Origin of the sequence: Streptomyces sp. NPDC046915 (genome assembly GCF_040644935.1) — a bacterium.
Lineage (GTDB): Bacteria > Actinomycetota > Actinomycetes > Streptomycetales > Streptomycetaceae > Streptomyces.
The window spans coordinates 164745-181457 of the sequence record NZ_JBEYXB010000009.1 but is presented as its reverse complement, the minus strand read 5'-3'; the positions used below and the strand labels follow the sequence as shown (position 1 = coordinate 181457).

Genomic DNA, 16713 nt, shown 5'->3' with positions numbered 1-16713 from the left:
AGGCCTGTCACAGGGACACCGGAGCAGGCAGGCGTGCCAGTCCGAGCGCCTCCGTAGTCGATGCCCTGGCCCGCGCCCTGCAACTGCACCCGCCTAGTCCCGTGCCGAGTGACGGCCGTCGGCTCCGGTTCGCTCTGCGGTGACCGCCACCGTCGCGTACGGCATCGTGAAGCTTCCGCCCATTGCGTCGATGGCGGCTCCGACGCCGTCCAGTAGCTCTGCCAGCCGGTCCGGCGGGAGCCGGGTGAAGGTGCCGTGCGTGGGCATCTGGTCCAGCCAGGCGTCGCGGCTGTAGGTCCGCTCCCAGTCGAACCGCCACTGCTCCGGTTCGCCGAAGCCGCCGACCTCGCGGATCCCGTCGGCGACCTTGGTGAACAACTCCTGGTATCCCTTCAGGGCTCCCGTCGTCATCACCCGGAGGTCGAACGGCGCCTCGGGCAGCACCCGTCGGCAGACGTCGGTGACTGCTTCCGCCAGGTCGGGCGGATACTCGAAGACGTTCCAGAACGCGGCCAGCAGGCCCCCGGGACGCAGTGCCCGGACCGCCTTCGCCGCGCCCGCGACCGGGTCGATCCAGTGCCAGGTCTGCCCGGAGACGACCGCGTCGTACGTCCGGCCGACGGGGTCCCAGGCTTCGAACGCGGCGACCTCGACCTCGAGCCCGTACTGTCGCGCCCGCTCGGCCATGCGCGCGTCGACCTCGACCCCGAGCACCGTGCAGCCGGCCGCCTGGAACTGCCGGGCGACGATGCCGGTGCCAGTGCCGACGTCGAGCAGGTCGGGCCCGGGGCTGGCGGCGACGACCGCCTCCACCAGGGCGTCGGGGTAGCTCGGGCGGGTGCGGTCGTAGCGTTCGGCGTCCGACCCGAACGACTCCGCCATCTGTCGCTGCCGATGGGGCTCATTCCCGGAAATCGGTAAAGTGGTCATGTGCCCACTATGGGTGGGCGCTTGCCCACTCGTCAACGGGTGGGGCCCGGCGAAGGAAGAAGGCGATGCACGATGCCGACAGGCGTGGCCATCCGCGATGCGCGCGAGCAGCTGTTCGACGCCGCCGAGCGCGTCCTGCTCAGGGACGGGCCGAGCGCGCTGACCAGCCGCGCGGTCACCGCGGAGGCAGGCTGCGCCAAAGGTGTTCTGCACCGGCACTTCGCCGACTTCGACGCCTTCCTCGCCGAGCTGGTGCAGGACCGCATCGCCCGGATCGACGGCCAGTCCGCGGCCCTGCGCGATTCCGCCGGGACCGGCACGGTCGTCGGCAACCTCGCCCAGGCGCTGACCGACCTGTTCGGGCCGGTCGCCGTGGCGATCGTCGCCCTCGTCACCTTCCGGGACGAGCTGCGCGCCCGGCTCCGGCTGACCAGCCCGGTCGGCATCCCACTCCTGACGGAAGCCACGGCCATGATCGCCTCCTACCTCACCGCGGAGCGTGAACTGGGCCGCATCGCCGCCGACGCCGAGGTCGACACGCTCGCTCCCACGCTGATCGGAGCCGCGCACCTGCTGTTCGCCGACCGGAAGGGCGCCCCGCCGGAGACGGGGGCCGTCCGCAAGGCCGTGATCACGGTCCTCGCAAGCGCCGCCCAGGATCGGCCGTGAGGTCCTGACCGCGCATCCGAGCCGCCGCCAAACCCTGTTGAGAAGCCGCCCCGTGTCGAGCACAGTCTCTGGGCATGGAGTTCTTCTGCCACCACCGTGACCGGCCCGGCTCCCTGGCGCTGCGCCACGCACTGCTGGAGGAGCACTGGTCCTACATGGACCGGTACGCGAAGGAGCTGATCGCCCGCGGCCCGACCCTCGCCGCCGACGGCGACACCCCCACCGGCAGCGTGCACATCGTCGACCTGCCCGATCCCGCCGCCGCCCGCGCGTTCGCCTTCGATGAACCCGGCTACCAGGCCGGCGTCTACCGGGACGTACTGCTGCGCCGGTGGCGGAACATGCTGGGGCGCACGATGTGGGACTTCCCCGGCGGCCGGACCGGTGGCGACAGGTACCTGGTGCTCGGCCTCGGCGAGGGTCGGACCCCCGATCTCGCCGTGCCGCCCGACCGGGACGAGCTGATCGCGTACGGCCCGCTGCTGTCCGACGACGCCGCGACCTGGGTGGGTACGGCGGCGCTGGTCCGGGCACCGGGCCCGGACGCGGCACGAGCCGTGCTGACCGCGGACCGGTACGCGGACATAGAGGTCCACCACTGGCAGTTCGGCGGCCGGCGGTGACGGACCAAGGGCGTGCCGCGCCGATGGCTGCCCACGCGACCGGAAACCGATGACCGGCATCAGCTCCTGGCCAGTTGCTGGACGGCCTTGAGCGCCTGGCCCGCTCCGTCCTCGGTCGCCATGTGCCGCGCGGCCGTCGCGGCGGCTCGTGCGTATGCCTGCTGCTTCACTACGTGGCCGAGGGCGTCGGCGAGCCGTTCGGCGGTGAGGGACCGGAAGGGGACCGGGTCGGCGGCGGCGCCGACAGCGGCAAGGCGTCGCGCCCAGAACGGCTGGTCGGCGGTCACCGGTACCGTGACCGCGGGCACCCCGGCCCGCAACGCCGCGGCCGAGGTGCCGGCCCCGGCGTGGTGGACCACCGCGGCCAGACGCGGGAACAGCAGGGCGTGCGGTACCTCGCCGATGGTGAGAACGTCGTCGCCGTCGGCCGCGAGCCCGGCACTGCCGGCCTGGAGGATGCCGCGCAGCCCGGCACGGCGCAGGGCGCGCACGGCGATCTCGCTCAGCCGTTCCCCCTCGCCGGCCGCCATGCTCCCGAAGCCGATGAACACGGGCCGGGGACCGGCCTGGAGGAAGTCCTCCAGGCCTGCGGACAGCCGTTCGGCCGCATCGACATGGGGCCACCAGGTGCCTACGGCCTTCAGGCCGGAACGCCAGTCGGACGGTCGGGGCACGAGTGCCGTACTGAAGCCGTGCAGCACGGGCCAGTTCGCCTGTTCCTGCCGTCGGCGCATCGCGGATGCGGAGACCGGGGGCAGATCGAGGCGCTGGCGCAACTCCACGACCGCCTGCTCGTAGAGGCGGTCGACCATGCGCAGGGCGAAGCGCCCGGCCAGGCGGTTGGCGGGCCGGCCCAGTGAACGGGAACCGGTGACGACGGGCGGGAAGTCGCGGGTCGGCGCGGTGGGTTGGAGGTACACACCGAGGCTCGGTGCGCCCGTGGCCTCCGCGAGATGCCAGCCGAGCGGGGCCGTGGTGGCCGACAGCATGAGCAGGTCCGCGCCGTCGGCCATGGCGTCGGCGAACCCCTGGCCCAGTTCGGTGACGAACGCGGCGGCGGAGCGCATCAGTTCACGCTTGCCCGTGACACCACCGCCCGCCCGCGGGTCGGCGGGAAGGTGCCGGAATTCCAGCCCCGCGCCTCGTACGAGGGGCGCGAAAGTGTCCGTGGTGGCGAGGGCGACGTCGTGCCCGGCCCGGCGCAGCCCGGCGCCCAGGCCCGTGTAGGGCGCGACATCGCCACGCGAGCCGGCCGCGGCGATCAGGATCCTCATCGCTCCTCCTGAGAGCCGGTACGGCCGCCCGCGTGGCGGGCCGCGTTGGCGTGGACCGCCTTGCACATGTAGGCGGCCAGGCCCGGGCGTTGCTGTGACGGCGGTACGACCAGGGCGAAGGCGCGCGGGTCGGCGGCGAAGTCGTCCGCGATACGGCGGTGCATGTCGGGCGGGCAGGAGGTGAACCAGCGTGAGATGTGCAGCCGGTGCTCCTCGGCGAGGTCCATGGCCCGCTCGCCGTCACTGGGCTCCCGCTCGTCGAAGGCGGCGAGCAGCTCCGCGCGCCAGGCGGCGGCCTCGCCCATGAGCTGCCGCCAGTCGTCCTTGGTGTGGGCGGCCGCGCGCGCCATCGCCTCGCGCTGTCCCTCCGTGTGCGCCCACTTCAGTTCCGCCTCTGTGGCATAGCTCAGGTCGAAGGTGATCTCACCGAAGACCTCGAAGCGTTCCTGAGGGGTCAGGGACACCCCGGTCTGCTGGACCTCGATGGCTCGTTCCGCCACCTCGGCCAGCCGTTGCAGCCTGGCGATCTCCTCACTCAACTGCCGCTGCCGACCGCGCAGTTGGTCCACGACGTCGGCCTGCGGATCCTTGAGGATCCCGGCGATCTCCTCCAGGGTGAAGCCGAGCTCGCGGTAGAAGAGGATCTGCTGGAGACGGGCCAGGTCGGCGTCACTGTAGAGCCGGTATCCGCTGCGGCTGCGGCCACTCGGCGAGAGCAGCCCCGCCCTGTCGTAGTGATGCAGCGTACGCACGGTCACCCCGGCGAACCTCGAGACCTCACCCACGGAGTAACTCATCCACCTGCCCTTTCGTCGGCATACAGCTTCGAGCCTGACGTAAGGGGAGGGTCAACTCGCTCTCCGGACGGCGGGTGCCGCCGCCCACACGGAGCGGCGGGACCCGGCCGGGCTACCGGCTCGTGCCGGGCTTGCGTGGGCGCACGGTCATCAGCAGCGTCCGTGGGCGTACCGTGGCCCGGGCCACGGGCCGCACGGTCTGGTCCTCGGGGAGTTCCAGACGCACCGTCCTGGCGATCGTGGCGATGGCTGTGATCAGTTCGGTGAGCGCGAACCGGTCGCCGATGCATTTGTGCTTGCCGGCGCCGAAGGGGAGGAAGGCGCCGCTGGGCGGGGGCTGGGCGCTGTCCAGCCAGCGGTCGGGGTCGAAGGTGAGCGGATCGGAGAACAGGGTGGGGTCGCGGTGCAGGGCGTGCTGGCAGTAGGCGAGTTCGGTGCCCGCGGGGAGGGTCCACGCGCCGAGGCGGGTTTCGGTGACGGTGCGGCGGGTGACCAGCCACCCGGTGTGGTGCAGGCGCAGCGTTTCGTCGATCACACGGCGCAGGTAGGGGAGTTGAGTGACGTCCTGGAAGGTGATCGGCCGCTCGCCGAGCGTCTCCTCCAGCTCGGTGAGCACGCGGGCCTCGATGTCGGGGTGACGGGCCAGTTCGTACAGCGCCCATGACAGCACCGAGGCGGTGGTTTCGGTGCCGGCCACCGCCAGGGTGAGGATCTCCGAGCAGATCTGGAATGCGGTGAGTGCCTCTCCACTGTCCTCGTCGGTGCCGCGCAGCAGCATGGAGAGCATGTCACCGGTGTCGTGCCCGGAGGCCTGCAACCGGTCGACCGCACGGTGGATGGTGGCTCGCACGGCGTCCCGGGCCTGGTTGAAGCGGATGTTGAAGGGCAGCGGCAGCCGTTCGACCCAGTCGGGCAGCATGATGCGGGCGCCGACGCCGTTCATCACGACCGACAGGTCGTCACGTAGTTGCAGGAACGTTTCTTCGTCGAGGCTGCCGGAGAAGACGGTCTTCGCGAGCATGTCGAGCGAGAGCTCGACCATCGCCTCGCGCACATCGAGTCGTCGGCCGGGCTGCCATCGGCCGACGGCCGTGGTCACCGCCTCGCGCATGATGTCGACGTAGCGGGCGGTCTCCGAGCGGGCGAAGGCGGGCTGCAACTGGCGCCGTTTGCGTACATGTTCCTGGCCGGCGGCGGTGACCACGCTGTCGCCCAGGAGCTGGCCCATTTTTTCGAAGAACCGGCCCTTGTCGAGGCCGGGGCCGAGGTCGGTGAGCATGGTTCGGATGAGGTCGGGGTCCTGGACGATGATCGTGCGGGTGCCGGGCTGGAGGGTGATCTCGACCAGTGGTCCGTAGTCCTCACGCAGCGAGGCGATAAAGGCGAGGTTGTCGCGCATGAGCTGTATCGCGTGACCCAGCAGCGGAACCGAACCCGCCGCCCTGGGTATGGGGGGAGACGCTGTGAGCGTCATGGGCGTCGTGCTCCCTTCAAGGGGATCGGGGCGCCCTATCCCTTCCCGAATCAGCCACATGGTCAATCCATGAGGTCTCGTGGACCAGGCCACGCCGCGAGTTGGCCAGAGCCCATTCGTCCCCGCCATCGATCTGGCGGCCCTGCCCGATGACGCGACGGATCTCTCTCCCTCCCCGCGGGAGCGGCCGTGGAGGAGCGGGACCGGAATTCCTGGGTGGCCGAGGTGTGGGAGGCCACCTGCGATGACATCGTGCTGTGCACCGCGCGGTGACGGCGGGCGAACGGGCCGGGGCCGGAGCGGCGTCGGGCGCCGTCGAGGACCGGGTGCTGCTCGCCGACTGGAACCCCGACATCGAGGACCAGTGTCTTCCGGAACCCCTGATCCAGGCATCCGGGTGCGATGAGTTCGGCCGGCGAGCGCGGTCAGCACTACCGGGGGACCATGAGACGCACGAGATCAAGAGGAGTCCGTGATGCCGGCACGCGCGCAGACGCAGGAACCGCGAACAGATCTGGACACGCGCTACAGCTCTCCGGGCGCCACCGCCACACCGTGGGCCGAGGCCGTCTCCCGTCTGGAGGAAGCCGAGATCTTCTGGCTGTCGACGGTCCGTCCGGACGGCCGCCCCCACGTCACACCGTTGATGGCGGTCTGGATGGACGGGGCACTCCACTTCGCCACCGGGGCACGGGAGCGCAAGGGGTTCAACCTCGCGGCCAATCCCCATGTCGTCCTCACGACCGGCACCAACGCCTACGGCGAGGGCCGGGACCTGGTGGTCGAGGGCGAGGCGGTCCGGGTCACCGACGAGCAGCGGCTGGCCGAGCTGGCGGCGGCGTGGGAGGCGAAGTACGGACCGGGCTGGCACTTCGAGGTGCGGGACGGTGCCTTCAGCACCGCCAGGACCACGGCGGCCCCGCCGCCGACCGAGGAGGCCGACGACGCCGGCCGTGCCTTGGTCTTCGAGGTGTCGCCCCGCACCGCCTTCGGGTTCGGCAGGGGTGAGGCCTTCAGCCAGACCCGCTGGCGCTTCTCTTCCTGAGAGAGGGTGTCATCCGCCGCCGTCGAGGTCGTCGCGCCGGCGGAGCACCCGCAGCTCGTGGCCGACGAACTCCATCTCGTACAGCTTCCCGCGCGCGTTGTCGAAGGGACGGTGCAGGACCATCATCAGCCGGCCGTCGAACGTGTGGAACAGCATGCCGTGACCGCTGTCGTCCCGCACCAGGGGCCGGTGCTGGTGCCATGGCCCGGTGATGCTCCCGGACTCCGAGACGGCACAGGTCTGCACATAGCCGCCGCCGACGGTGCCGTCCTGGCCGGCCACGTTCTTCTCGTACGTCGACCACAGCATGAGCAGGGCCCCGTCAGGAGTGCGGCACAGCTGCGGGCCGTCGGTGACATAGGGCGGGAGCTGGTTCGGGACGCCGCCGGGTATCTGCTCACTGATCCAGGACGCGTCCGAGGCCTTGAACAGGAAGACGGGTTCACCGATCGTCCGGGACAGGTCCGGAGCCAGCCGGATCGCTTCCATGGTTCCGTCGATGGTCTGGAGCCACTCGTGCGCGTACACCATCCATGGCTGCCCGGACGGATCCACGTAGAGCGTTCCGTCGAGGGTCATCAGGTTCTCGGGCGGGGTCGGACGTGAGGGGTCCACGACCGTGAAGGGGCCGAGCAGTGAGTCGGACACGGCGGTGACGGTGCCGCGCATGTAGTTCGGGACCTGGAACGGCGAGCCCCATGGGCCGGCCGGCGGTACCGGAAGCGGCTTGTCCTCGTTGTGCAGCGTGGTGAACAGGTAGTACCTGCCGCGCCATTCGTGCACCTCCGGTGCCCAGCCGCCGTCGGTCGCCCAGATTCCCTCCTGCTCGGCCGCCAGGAAGACCACGACAGGGGGCACCCAGTCACGAAGGTCGTGGCTGCGGTGGACCATCGTGCCGACGCCGTCCACACCCGATACGGACGGCTCGTTGGACGTGTACAGGTAGTACGTGCGGGTGTCGGCGTCGGCGACGATGAACGGATCGTGCAGCGGCATGTCGGGAAGCCGCATCGGTTCGGTCTGAGCCACCGTCGAAGAATACGGCCGGTCCGGCCATGTGCGGTCCCCTGCACCCCGCTCGTGCCCGCGGGCGCCCCCTCCCGGCGATTGGCGCGGCGGCGCGGACCCGCCAGAGTGGGCGGAGCGCTGTCCGACGACGTCGGGCCGCGAATCAAGGGGGAAGAGGGGGAATACCGTTGCCTTGGGAAGATCTCAAACGACGGCTCGACGGACTCGGAGTCAGGTTCGCCGAAAACGCGCCTCACTGGCAGGTCACCGCCGTGGTGGGAACATTCCACGCCCACCCGGCGTTTCTGGACGCTCTCAGCGCCGATGAAGCCAAGGGCCTGTTGCTGGGCGGCTCCCAGGAAGCCGTACCGCTGGTGGGCCGGTTCCGACTCGTCCTGGACAGCCACCTCGAAGCCTTCGACGAGGTGCGCACCCAACTGGGAATCGCCAAGGACCGGTACGGGGACCTGAGCGAGCGGATCCCGCTCCTTCAGTACGCCGACGCCGGCAAGGACCTGGCTCCGTGGTGGCAGGACGGAGTGCGCGCCGAAGCACGGGAGTTCGCCGACGAGCAGAACCCGGCCTCGGTGCAGGCCTTCATCAATCTGCACGGGATCTACCTGTACGCCCTGCGCGCCCTCCAGGCCGGTGGAGCCGAGCCTGCCGCCGCGAACAGGCCCAAGGCCATCCGCGATGTATACGCCGAGGGCCGCAAGGCGGCCGAGTCCACCGCGCCGGGCCGCCCGACCCTGGGCACGCAGGCCGACTGGCGGTCCCACCGGCCCGAATGCGCGGCCACGCTCCAACGGAGCACCGACCGGCTGAACTTCGGCTCCGTGGACGCCCTCGTCGCGCACGCCTTCAAGCACCCGCGACGGGACAAGCCCCTGACGCAGGAACCGAATGCGGCGAAGAACCTGATCGACGCCTATCTGAAGGGCGCCCGGGACCAGATCAAGGACGCCACGGACATCAGCAGCGCACTGGCGCAACTGGGCACCACCCGCACGTACTACTTCGGCCCCCGGGCGGGGCGCGCCATGGTCGCCGTCGACGAATCCGGTGCGGCGTGGATCACCACGTACTTCGCGCCCGGCGGGATCTGACGGCTCCACGCGGCCGGCAAACTGATCCTTTCCGGCTCAGGGACGCAACTCGTCGAAGCTGACGCTCAGATGGCGCGGACCGCGCAGCACGGCGTTCGGGCGGTAGGGCGGCGGGTCTTCGAGCAGGCTGGGGTTGCCGAGGCGACGGGCCAGTTCGGACAGCGCGATCTGGGCCTCGAGGCGGGCCAGTGGCGCGCCGAAGCAACTGTGGATGCCGCTGCCGAAGCCGAGGTGCTGGATGTCCTCGCGGTCCGGGTCGAACCGGTCGGGGTCCGGGAAACGCTCCGGATCCCGGTTGCCCGCCGCGAGGACGAGCCAGATGCGTGAGCCCTTGGGAATGGTGACCCCGCGCACCGCGATATCGGCGATGCAGGTGCGCTGCGGCACGAGCTGCACCGGAGGTTCGTAGCGCAGGAGTTCCTCGACGATCTTCACCGACAGGCCCGGGTCGTCGCGCAGCCGCCGGAGGTACTCCGGATGGCGAAGCAGGGTGAGCATGCCGTTGGTGATCAGGTTGACGGTCGTCTCATGGCCGGCGATGAGCAGCAGCACCGCCGTGCTGAGCACTTCCATCGTGGTCATGGCGCCGTCCGGACCATGGCTGTTCACCAGGTCGGACAGCATGTCCTCGCGCGGTTCCCTGGTGCGCTGCTCCACCAGCCCGTTCAGGTACATGCCCAGCTGCAACCGTGCCTCCTGAGCGGCCCGCTCGGAGTCGGCGCTGGTCCGGGTGTCCGGGTCCAGGCCGGCGACGATCGGGTCGACCCAGGCACGGAAGCGGGGCTCGTCCTCGCGCGGTACGCCGAGCAGCCGGCAGATCACGGTCACCGGAAAGGGGTACGCGAACTGGTCGACCACGTCGATCTGCCGCGCGTTCCCGAATCCGTCGATCAGGTCGGTGACGATCCGGGCGAGTTCACCGCGCATGGAGTCGATGCGGGTGGGTCGGTGCGGCGGGCCGAAGGAGCTGTTCGCGATCCGCCGCAGCCGGTCGTGCTCCGGCGGGTCGAGCCGGATGAAGCTCGGCGGCAGCCCGGTGGCCTCCGGCCTGGACAGCTCGTCGTCGGCCGCGACGGTGAGGTTGGTGAAGTCGGAGCTGATCCGCGGGTCGTGGAGCAGGCCCTTGATGTCCCAGTACGAGCTGATGACATACGGACCGTCCTCCTCCTCGTGCAGCACCGGGGTCTTGCGGAGCTCCTCGTACAGCGGATACGGGTCGGCGCGGTTCGCGAAGTCGGTGATCCGGCGCAGGAGAGTGGCGTGCGTCATGCGGGGTCCTTGGGGCGTGAAGGTCCGTGGGGGCGAGGGCCGGACCCGGTCAGCGGGCCGGGGTGAAGACCAGTTGCCGGTCGGCCGGTGAGTAACCGCTGAGGGTCACGGTCGGGCCGTGCGTCGGCAGGGCGGGGTCGGGGAAGCCGGCCGGGACGGGCTGCCGGCCCTCAGGACGGCGGTCGACCGTCGGGAACTCCACCGGGAACGGAGCGCCCGTCTCGATCTTCCGCTGGTAGAACTCCAGCCACCGCGTGTTGTCGAAGCTCACGGCGGCGATGACGCGGCCTTGGTAGCCGTACACCCCGACGAACCTGCGCTCGGTGAGCGAGCCCTGCGTGATCATGATCTCTTCGCCCATGGGCGGGACGCCGACGGACTTGATGTTCACGCCGAACTGCGACGACCAGAAGGCGGGCACCCACAGGTGCGGGCGCCGCTCGGCGCCGGGGCTGATCATGTTGTGCGCCGCGACCTCTGCCTGGGCGACGGCGTTGCCCCAGTGTTCGAGAGAGAGGAACTGATAGCCGAACAGCGCGTGCGGGGACCGTGCGACGTCGCCCGCGACGAAGACGTCGTCGGTGACGATGCCCCGGAAGTCGAAGGCCCGGCAGCCCGCGTCGCAGGCGATGCCCCGAGGGCCCGCGCCGAGGCCCGAGCCGGCCAGCCACTCGGTGTTGCGCGTCGCCCCGAGCGAGACGATCACGACGTCCGTCTCGACGATGCTCTCGTCGGACAGATGGGCGGCACGTACCCGGCCCACGGAGTCGCCCTCCAAGGCGGTGACCATGACGCCGGTGCGCAGATCCACACCGCTGTCCTGATGCAGCTGTGCGGCCACCGCGCCGATCACTCCACCCAGGGCACCCACCAGGGGCGCACCCGCGCGCTCCGCCACGGTGACGGCGATGCCCATCTCCCGGCAGGCCGAGGCGATCTCGCAACCGGTGAACCCGGCGCCGATGACGAACACCCGGCGCGGCCCGGCCCGCAACCGCCGGTACAGGGTGGCGGCGTCGTCCCGGGTGCGCAGCACGAAGACGCCGTCCAGCTCGGCCTCCGACTCCTTCGGCCAGGGCCGCGCACGGACGCCGGTCGCGATCAGCAGCCGGTCGTACTCGACCTCGTCCCCGTCGGCCAGCCGTACCCGCTTGGCCGCCAGGTCGAGACCGGTCGCCGCGACGCCGAGGCGCCACTTCGCGTCGATCTCGAGGCGCCGGGGCAACTCGGTGTGCTGCGGGGACGCCCTGCCCAGCAGGACCGCCTTGGACAGCGGCGGCCTGTCGTACGGCTCGTAGGGCTCGTCGCCGATCATGGTGAGGGAACCGGCGAAACCCTCGGCACGCAGCGTCTCGGCGGCCCGCAGACCCGCGAGCGAGGCACCCACGATCACGATCCTGCCCTCGCGCCTGAGCCAGTCCAGGTAGTCAGCGGGCATCGGACGGCCCCTCGGCGGATGCGACGGGCGCCCCGCCCCGGCCGTCCAGACCTTCGGACGTGATCGCCTGTACGGGGCAGGCGGCGACGGCACGCGCGAGGCTGTCGCGCTGTTCGCCCGCGGGATGCGGGTCGTAGACGAGCGACTCCTCGCCGTGCATGGCGAAGACGTCCGGCGCGAGGAACGCGCACTGCGCGTACCCCTGACACCTGTTGAGATCGACGACAAGCCTCATCAGCGCTGTGCCCCTTCGCGGCCGGGTCCATCGCCAGCATGGATGCCGGGACGGACCGGCGCTCGCCGGTGCCCGCCGACCGGGTGAGGACGTCCGGCCCTGGGCTCCGCCCGCTACCCCTTGGCCGCGGACGACCTGCGGGTAGGGCTGCCCAGCGCCCAGAAGAGCACGCCGAGGAGCATGAACCCGACGAGCGGGACGGCCTCCGTCAGCAGGTACTTCCAGCGCTCGCCGTGACTCCAGCCGTCCGGCGCGTAGGCGGAGCCGAACCAGTGGTCGCCGAGACCGGGCGCGACCAGCTGGACACTGGCGAACAGGATGAGCAGGGTGAGCACCGCGCTGATGACGCGGGGGAAGGGTGCCTTGTAGGGACGGGCGACGTCCGGGGCCTTGCGACGCAGCACCGCGAGCGCCGGGAAGATCCCCAGGTAGCTGACGAGGGTGGTGGAGACGGCGAGGCCGAGGACGGCGCCGAAGAGCTTGGCGGCGCTGCCGCCGGTCAGTTCGTGGGCCAGGACGAGGACGCCGGTGGAGACCAGCCCGCTGAGGATGTTGACCCGCACCGGGGTGCCGAACCGGCTGGAGATGACGCCGAGGAAGCGGGGGGCGGCGCCGTCGTAACCGGAGACGGCGAGGGCGCGGTCGGAACCCATGACCCAGGTGACGCCGGAGGACAGCACCGTCAGGATGAACATGATCGCGGCGAGGTCCCCGAGGACGCTGCCGGCACCACTGAGCGTGGCGGTGCCGTCCGCGGCGACATGGCCGCCGTACACGGTGAAGACCTGCCGGATCGCGTCGATGAATCCGCCGAGACCGGTGATGGCCTTGACCGGCAGGACGAGCAGGATGCCGAGGATCGGCAGCGCGTACAACAGAACAGAGAGAAGGGCGCTGCGGAAGATCGCGAAGGGCACGTCCCGCTGGGCGTCGGTCATCTCGTCGCCGGCGGTGTTGGGCAGCTCGAAGCCGACGTAGTTGAACATCAGGACGGGCACCAGGCCGACGAATCCCGCGTACGTGGGGGAGAAGTCACCGATCCCGAATCCGTGCAGGCCGTGCTTGATGCCGTACACCACGACGGTGACGGTGAACAGGCCGAGCAGGACGAAGCGGCTCCAGGCGCCGATGGTGGGAATCCACTTGCCGATGTCGAAGGAGAGGATCGCGGCGAGCACCCCCACCCAGACGAACACGAGGGTGAAGACGTAGAAGGCCGGGGTGCTCAGGTCCTTGCCGCCGTTGAAGAAGGTGGTGTAGGCCGTGGCGGCGGAGACGGTCAGCGTGCCGCCGAGCCACACCGGATTGGTGATCCAGTACAGGAAGTTGTTGACGGCACCGGTGAGCCGCCCGAAGGCCCGGCTGGTCCAGATGTAGGGACCGCCCTCGTCGGGGAACGCGGCCCCGAGTTCGGCGATCAGCAGTGCCGAGGGCACGAAGAAGACGACGGCCAGCACGATCAGCCAGGTGAACGCCTCGGCACCGGACGAGGCCACGGAGCCGATGGTGTCCACGCCGACGATGGTGCAGAGGAGGAAGAAGAGGATGTCGAAGCGGCCGAAGTGCTTGCGCAGCTTCTGCCGCTCCACCTGGGCTGCGGCCGGCGTGTCGGCCGGCTCGGAGATCATCTGACCAGCGGCCACCGGGACTCCTGCGTGCTCGGGGGACAGGGGATGGATCCGGCCAATAATCCGCCGCTATCACAAAAGCCCACAAGCGCTCATGTCCAATTCTTGACCCTCAATTCTCCTCTCTCAACGCGACAGCGGCACTGTGTGAACCGTGCCGTCCGGGAAGTGGACCTGTGCCGTCCCGTCCGGCATCTCGTGTGCGCGTGTGCCGTCCCGCAGGGCTTCGGGGTCGCTGGACACGCTCGGGTCCGCGGTGAGGACCACCAGGGTGGCGAGGAGGAGCGTGCCGCCCGGGTGCTCCGCGGTGAGGAGCGGCGTGGCCGAATACCTGCCGTAGGCGTTGTGTCCTGTGCCACGGCCGACTTCGCCCTCGCGAGCGTTCGGGACCCCGGGCCGGTCGAGCAGGGCGACGAGCGCGCTGGTGAGGCCGTCGTCACGGATTGTGACCGCCCATCCAGGTCCGGTCGTCGCGGTCGGCCGGGAGGTTTCGCTCGCGATCGCCCAGCCCCCCTCCCGCACGAGGGTTCCGGCCGGGGCCTCGATGCGGTGCAGGCGGACCTCCCAGGGACCGTGCACCGCGCTGACCGTGGTGATCGCATGCTCGTGCTCGGTGCCGTCCGCCGACAGCGGGGTGTGCCAGGAGGCGGCCCCGCTGTCCTCGGTGCCCAGGGGGTGGATACGGCCCCGGCGTGAGGGTCCGGAGGGGAGCAGCAGGGCGATGTGGTTGTCGTGCCCCGCTGCCTCGTCGCCCGGAGGTGTCTCCGGCGCGGTGGCGGTCGAGTAGGCGAAGCGGGTGTAGTGCGGGTTGGCCTCGGACGGGGCGGGTGGCGGCGCCAGCCGGTCGCTGCCGTGGTTGACGAGCCGTACGATGCCGTCCGCCGCCGTGGAGTGCAGCAGCCAGCCCGGTGCCGGCAGGGCCACGCGGTGGTCCCCGGTGTCGACCGGGCCGGGTTCCTCCCGCGCCGTCCAGACGGGGTGGCCGGCGGGCAGGAGCAGACCGAGGAACGCCTTGGCCGCCCAGTACGGGGAGGCGGGGCCGGAGTAGGGCTGGGTCACCGGAAGGAAGGACCGGTACCAGCCGAGGGTCAACAGGCCCTGCTCGTCGGGCACTTGATGGTCGGCGAAGTGCTTGAGCGCGCCCGAGGCCAGGCGTCGGGTACGGCCGGGCGGCAGGGGAGTGGCGTCGACGAGGGCACCGGCCCACAGGGGCGCGGTGGCGGCGTAGCGGTAGGTCAGGGAGCGGCCCTGGTGGACGGGCGCACCGTCGGATCCGAAGAAGTACTGGTGGGTCCGGAGGAAGGCGCGCAGTCGGGTGCGGTGCGTGCGGACGAGTCCGCGGTCGGCGCGGTGTCCGGCGATACGGGACCACAGGACGGGGTACAGATGCAGGGCCCAGGCGTTGTAGTAGTCGAACTTCCGGCCGTCGCCGTCCGTGTACCAGCCGTCGCCCCGGTACCAGTCGTCCAGCCTCGCCAGCCCCGCGTCGATCTCCGCACGGCTGTGCGGGGCGTCGATCGAGGCGAGGAACTCCTCGGTGATCACCTGGAAGAGCCGCCAGTTGGAGTCGTTGGCGGTGGCCCCCACGAAGCCGCCCAGCCAGTCCGCGGTCCGCTGCCGTACGTCGTCGGGCAGCTGGTCCCAGATCCAGGGGCGGGTCTCGTGCAGGGCGATGGCGATGGAGGCGGCCTCGACCATGGGCTGTGCGCGGTCGGTGATCGGCGGCCAGTGCTCCGGGTGGCGGGGATCGGTGCCGGAGGCGAGGCCGGTGGCGTAGCGCTCGATCAGCTCCTCCGCGCCGGTTCCGCCGGAACCGGCGATACGGAAGGCGGCCAGCAGGAAGGACCGGGCGTAGCCCTCGACCCCGTCGGACCAGACACCGGAGTGACCGGTCCGGCCGGGGAGGCGGTACTGGGCCAGACCGGGGGTGGCGTACGGAAGCAGGGCACCGAGCAGCCGGTCGGCGGTGGCTTCCCAGTGAGCGCGGGTGTAGCCGGTGAAGGGGGACAGGGTGGGGTCGGGCGGGGGCATGGGGGTGGGATCGGGTGGGGGCAAGGGGGTGGGATCGGGTGGGGGCATGGGGGTGGGGTCGGGCGGGGGTGGATGGCTCGCGTCGGTGGAGAGGTGCGGCGCGGTCATACGGCGGTGTGTCCTCCGTCGGTCAGGGGCGCCCGGGTGGGGGTGCGACGCTGTCGCGCACGACGATGTGGGTGCCGAGCAGATGGTGGGCGCCGGCGGCGTGTTCGGGATCGCGCACGGCCAGACGTATGGCGGCGCGGCCGAGTTCCTCGGCGGGGGTGCGTACGGTGGTGAGCGGAGGGCTGAAGTCCTCCGCGAGGGGGATGTCGTTGTAGCCGACGACCGAGATGTCGTCGGGAACGCGCAGTCCGGCCTCGGTGATCGCGCGCAGGGCGCCGGCGGCGACCATGTCGTCCCCGGCGAAGACGGCGGTGAACTCCGGGGATTCTTTCAGTAGTTCGGTCATGGCGCGGTGGCCGGCCGCGCGGCCGAGGCCGCAGTCGACGACATGCGCGGCCTCGGCTGGGAGCCCGTGTTCGGTGAGGGCGGCGCGGTAGCCGGCGACGCGGGCGTCGAGGGCGGTGTTGCCGGGCAGTCCGCCGAGGAAGACGATCCCGCGGTGACCGGCGGAGAGCAGGTGTCCGGTGACGGCCCGGGCACCGGCCTCGTTGTCGAACTCCACCACCAGTACGGGCAGTTCGGGGTCGGGTGCGGGCCGCCCGCACAGCACGAGCCGGGCGCCGGAAGCGTCGAGGGCCTGGGCGTAGTGGGCGACCCGCTCGCGGTAGGCGTCGTCCTCCACCACCCCGCCGACGAGGATCACCACCCGGGCGCCCTCCTCGCGCATGAGCTGGACGAAGTCCATCTCCCGCTGCGGATCGCCGCCGGTGGTGCCGACCAGGCACAGCCAGCCGCGGTCGGCGGCCTCCGCCTCGACGCCCTCCGCGACCTGGGCGTAGAAGGGGCTGGTGACCTGACGCAGGACGACGGCGACCATCTTGCGGCCGTTGCCGACCAGGGCGCGGGCGTGGGCGTTGGCGACGTAGTCGAGGGCGCGGGCGGCGCGCATGACCCGGGTACGAGTGGCGGGCGGAACGGGGTAGTTGCCGCTGAGCACGCGCGAGACCGTGGCCACGGACACCCCTGCCCGTTCGGCCACCTCGCGGATCGTGACCCGTTCCTTCGCCATGTCGCTTCC

Annotated in this window: 16 protein-coding genes; 5 read left to right on the top strand and 11 right to left on the bottom strand. The window is 71.0% G+C overall.

The genetic code is table 11. The features are described from left to right. Positions 1–93: 93 nt before the first annotated feature. Complete coding sequence (locus ABZ915_RS24370; RefSeq protein WP_361806823.1) at positions 94–882, bottom strand: class I SAM-dependent methyltransferase; 789 nt, start codon at positions 880–882, stop codon at positions 94–96. A 120-nt stretch (positions 883–1002) separates the two neighbouring features. On the opposite strand from ABZ915_RS24370, the gene ABZ915_RS24365 reads away from it, so the two are divergent. Next, on the top strand, positions 1003–1599 hold the full coding sequence (locus ABZ915_RS24365; RefSeq protein ID WP_361806820.1) for a TetR family transcriptional regulator: 597 nt from the start codon (positions 1003–1005) through the stop codon (positions 1597–1599). Between the two features lie 74 nt (positions 1600–1673). Then, entirely contained in the window at positions 1674–2222 is a 549-nt protein-coding gene (locus tag ABZ915_RS24360) for a YciI family protein (RefSeq protein ID WP_361806817.1), read from the top strand. Positions 2223–2281: 59 nt separating this feature from the next. Here ABZ915_RS24360 and ABZ915_RS24355 read toward each other — a convergent pair whose 3' ends face one another. From ABZ915_RS24355 to ABZ915_RS24345, 3 genes are all read right to left on the bottom strand, one after another. Continuing rightward, positions 2282–3496 (bottom strand): glycosyltransferase, encoded by a 1215-nt coding sequence (locus ABZ915_RS24355; protein ID WP_361806814.1) that lies wholly within the window; start codon positions 3494–3496, stop codon positions 2282–2284. Next, a complete protein-coding gene (locus ABZ915_RS24350) occupies positions 3493–4293 on the bottom strand; it encodes a MerR family transcriptional regulator (RefSeq protein ID WP_361806811.1) in 801 nt (266 codons plus the stop codon). The genes ABZ915_RS24355 and ABZ915_RS24350 overlap by 4 nt, the downstream gene beginning before the upstream one ends. A gap of 112 nt (positions 4294–4405) precedes the next feature. Further along, positions 4406–5767 carry a cytochrome P450 gene (locus tag ABZ915_RS24345; protein WP_361806808.1) on the bottom strand — a complete coding sequence of 454 codons (1362 nt, stop codon included), beginning with the start codon at positions 5765–5767 and terminating at the stop codon, positions 4406–4408. Positions 5768–6024: 257 nt separating this feature from the next. Between ABZ915_RS24345 and ABZ915_RS24340 the strand changes: the two genes are divergently transcribed. Together ABZ915_RS24340 and ABZ915_RS24335 are read left to right on the top strand one after the other, a co-directional pair. Beyond that, the gene (locus tag ABZ915_RS24340) at positions 6025–6243 is read left to right on the top strand and encodes a hypothetical protein (RefSeq protein WP_361806805.1); all 219 of its coding nucleotides are present in this window, start codon (positions 6025–6027) and stop codon (positions 6241–6243) included. Continuing rightward, positions 6243–6812 (top strand): pyridoxamine 5'-phosphate oxidase family protein, encoded by a 570-nt coding sequence (locus ABZ915_RS24335; protein ID WP_361806802.1) that lies wholly within the window; start codon positions 6243–6245, stop codon positions 6810–6812. Before ABZ915_RS24340 ends, ABZ915_RS24335 begins: the two co-directional genes overlap by 1 nt. A 9-nt stretch (positions 6813–6821) precedes the next feature. Here ABZ915_RS24335 and ABZ915_RS24330 read toward each other — a convergent pair whose 3' ends face one another. Continuing rightward, positions 6822–7823 carry a glycoside hydrolase family 43 protein gene (locus tag ABZ915_RS24330; protein ID WP_361807392.1) on the bottom strand — a complete coding sequence of 334 codons (1002 nt, stop codon included), beginning with the start codon at positions 7821–7823 and terminating at the stop codon, positions 6822–6824. A 269-nt stretch (positions 7824–8092) separates the two neighbouring features. On the opposite strand from ABZ915_RS24330, the gene ABZ915_RS24325 reads away from it, so the two are divergent. Next, positions 8093–8926 carry a hypothetical protein gene (locus ABZ915_RS24325; RefSeq protein WP_361806799.1) on the top strand — a complete coding sequence of 278 codons (834 nt, stop codon included), beginning with the start codon at positions 8093–8095 and terminating at the stop codon, positions 8924–8926. 36 nt (positions 8927–8962) lie between these two features. Here the strand turns inward: ABZ915_RS24325 and ABZ915_RS24320 are convergent, their stop codons facing one another. The 6 genes from ABZ915_RS24320 to ABZ915_RS24295 all read right to left on the bottom strand — a co-directional run bounded on the left by ABZ915_RS24320 (position 8963) and on the right by ABZ915_RS24295 (position 16704). Beyond that, positions 8963–10195, bottom strand: coding sequence for a cytochrome P450 (locus ABZ915_RS24320; protein WP_361806796.1), 1233 nt, complete (start codon positions 10193–10195; stop codon positions 8963–8965). 49 nt (positions 10196–10244) lie between these two features. Beyond that, positions 10245–11633 (bottom strand): FAD-dependent oxidoreductase, encoded by a 1389-nt coding sequence (locus ABZ915_RS24315; RefSeq protein WP_361806793.1) that lies wholly within the window; start codon positions 11631–11633, stop codon positions 10245–10247. Next, positions 11623–11868: a ferredoxin gene (locus ABZ915_RS24310; protein ID WP_361806790.1), complete on the bottom strand. Its 246-nt coding sequence runs from the start codon at positions 11866–11868 to the stop codon at positions 11623–11625. The genes ABZ915_RS24315 and ABZ915_RS24310 overlap by 11 nt, the downstream gene beginning before the upstream one ends. A gap of 113 nt (positions 11869–11981) precedes the next feature. Further along, a complete protein-coding gene (locus ABZ915_RS24305; protein ID WP_361806787.1) occupies positions 11982–13511 on the bottom strand; it encodes an APC family permease in 1530 nt (509 codons plus the stop codon). Positions 13512–13622: 111 nt separating this feature from the next. Then, complete coding sequence (locus tag ABZ915_RS24300) at positions 13623–15527, bottom strand: DUF2264 domain-containing protein (protein ID WP_361807389.1); 1905 nt, start codon at positions 15525–15527, stop codon at positions 13623–13625. 130 nt (positions 15528–15657) lie between these two features. Beyond that, entirely contained in the window at positions 15658–16704 is a 1047-nt protein-coding gene (locus ABZ915_RS24295) for a LacI family DNA-binding transcriptional regulator (protein ID WP_361806784.1), read from the bottom strand. Between the last annotated feature and the right edge of the window lie 9 nt (positions 16705–16713).

Excerpts from the sequence above, each read along its gene's own strand:
- ABZ915_RS24370 (WP_361806823.1), bottom strand. The coding sequence starts at position 882 with ATGGCGGAGTCGTTCGGGTCGGACGCCGAACGCTACGACCGCACCCGC.
- ABZ915_RS24365 (WP_361806820.1), top strand. The coding sequence starts at position 1,003 with ATGCCGACAGGCGTGGCCATCCGCGATGCGCGCGAGCAGCTGTTCGAC.
- ABZ915_RS24360 (WP_361806817.1), top strand. The coding sequence starts at position 1,674 with ATGGAGTTCTTCTGCCACCACCGTGACCGGCCCGGCTCCCTGGCGCTG.
- ABZ915_RS24355 (WP_361806814.1), bottom strand. The coding sequence starts at position 3,496 with ATGAGGATCCTGATCGCCGCGGCCGGCTCGCGTGGCGATGTCGCGCCC.
- ABZ915_RS24350 (WP_361806811.1), bottom strand. The coding sequence starts at position 4,293 with ATGAGTTACTCCGTGGGTGAGGTCTCGAGGTTCGCCGGGGTGACCGTG.
- ABZ915_RS24345 (WP_361806808.1), bottom strand. The coding sequence starts at position 5,767 with ATGACGCTCACAGCGTCTCCCCCCATACCCAGGGCGGCGGGTTCGGTT.
- ABZ915_RS24335 (WP_361806802.1), top strand. The coding sequence starts at position 6,243 with ATGCCGGCACGCGCGCAGACGCAGGAACCGCGAACAGATCTGGACACG.
- ABZ915_RS24330 (WP_361807392.1), bottom strand. The coding sequence starts at position 7,823 with ATGCGGCTTCCCGACATGCCGCTGCACGATCCGTTCATCGTCGCCGAC.
- ABZ915_RS24320 (WP_361806796.1), bottom strand. The coding sequence starts at position 10,195 with ATGACGCACGCCACTCTCCTGCGCCGGATCACCGACTTCGCGAACCGC.
- ABZ915_RS24315 (WP_361806793.1), bottom strand. The coding sequence starts at position 11,633 with ATGCCCGCTGACTACCTGGACTGGCTCAGGCGCGAGGGCAGGATCGTG.
- ABZ915_RS24310 (WP_361806790.1), bottom strand. The coding sequence starts at position 11,868 with ATGAGGCTTGTCGTCGATCTCAACAGGTGTCAGGGGTACGCGCAGTGC.
- ABZ915_RS24300 (WP_361807389.1), bottom strand. The coding sequence starts at position 15,527 with ATGCCCCCGCCCGACCCCACCCTGTCCCCCTTCACCGGCTACACCCGC.
- ABZ915_RS24295 (WP_361806784.1), bottom strand. The coding sequence starts at position 16,704 with ATGGCGAAGGAACGGGTCACGATCCGCGAGGTGGCCGAACGGGCAGGG.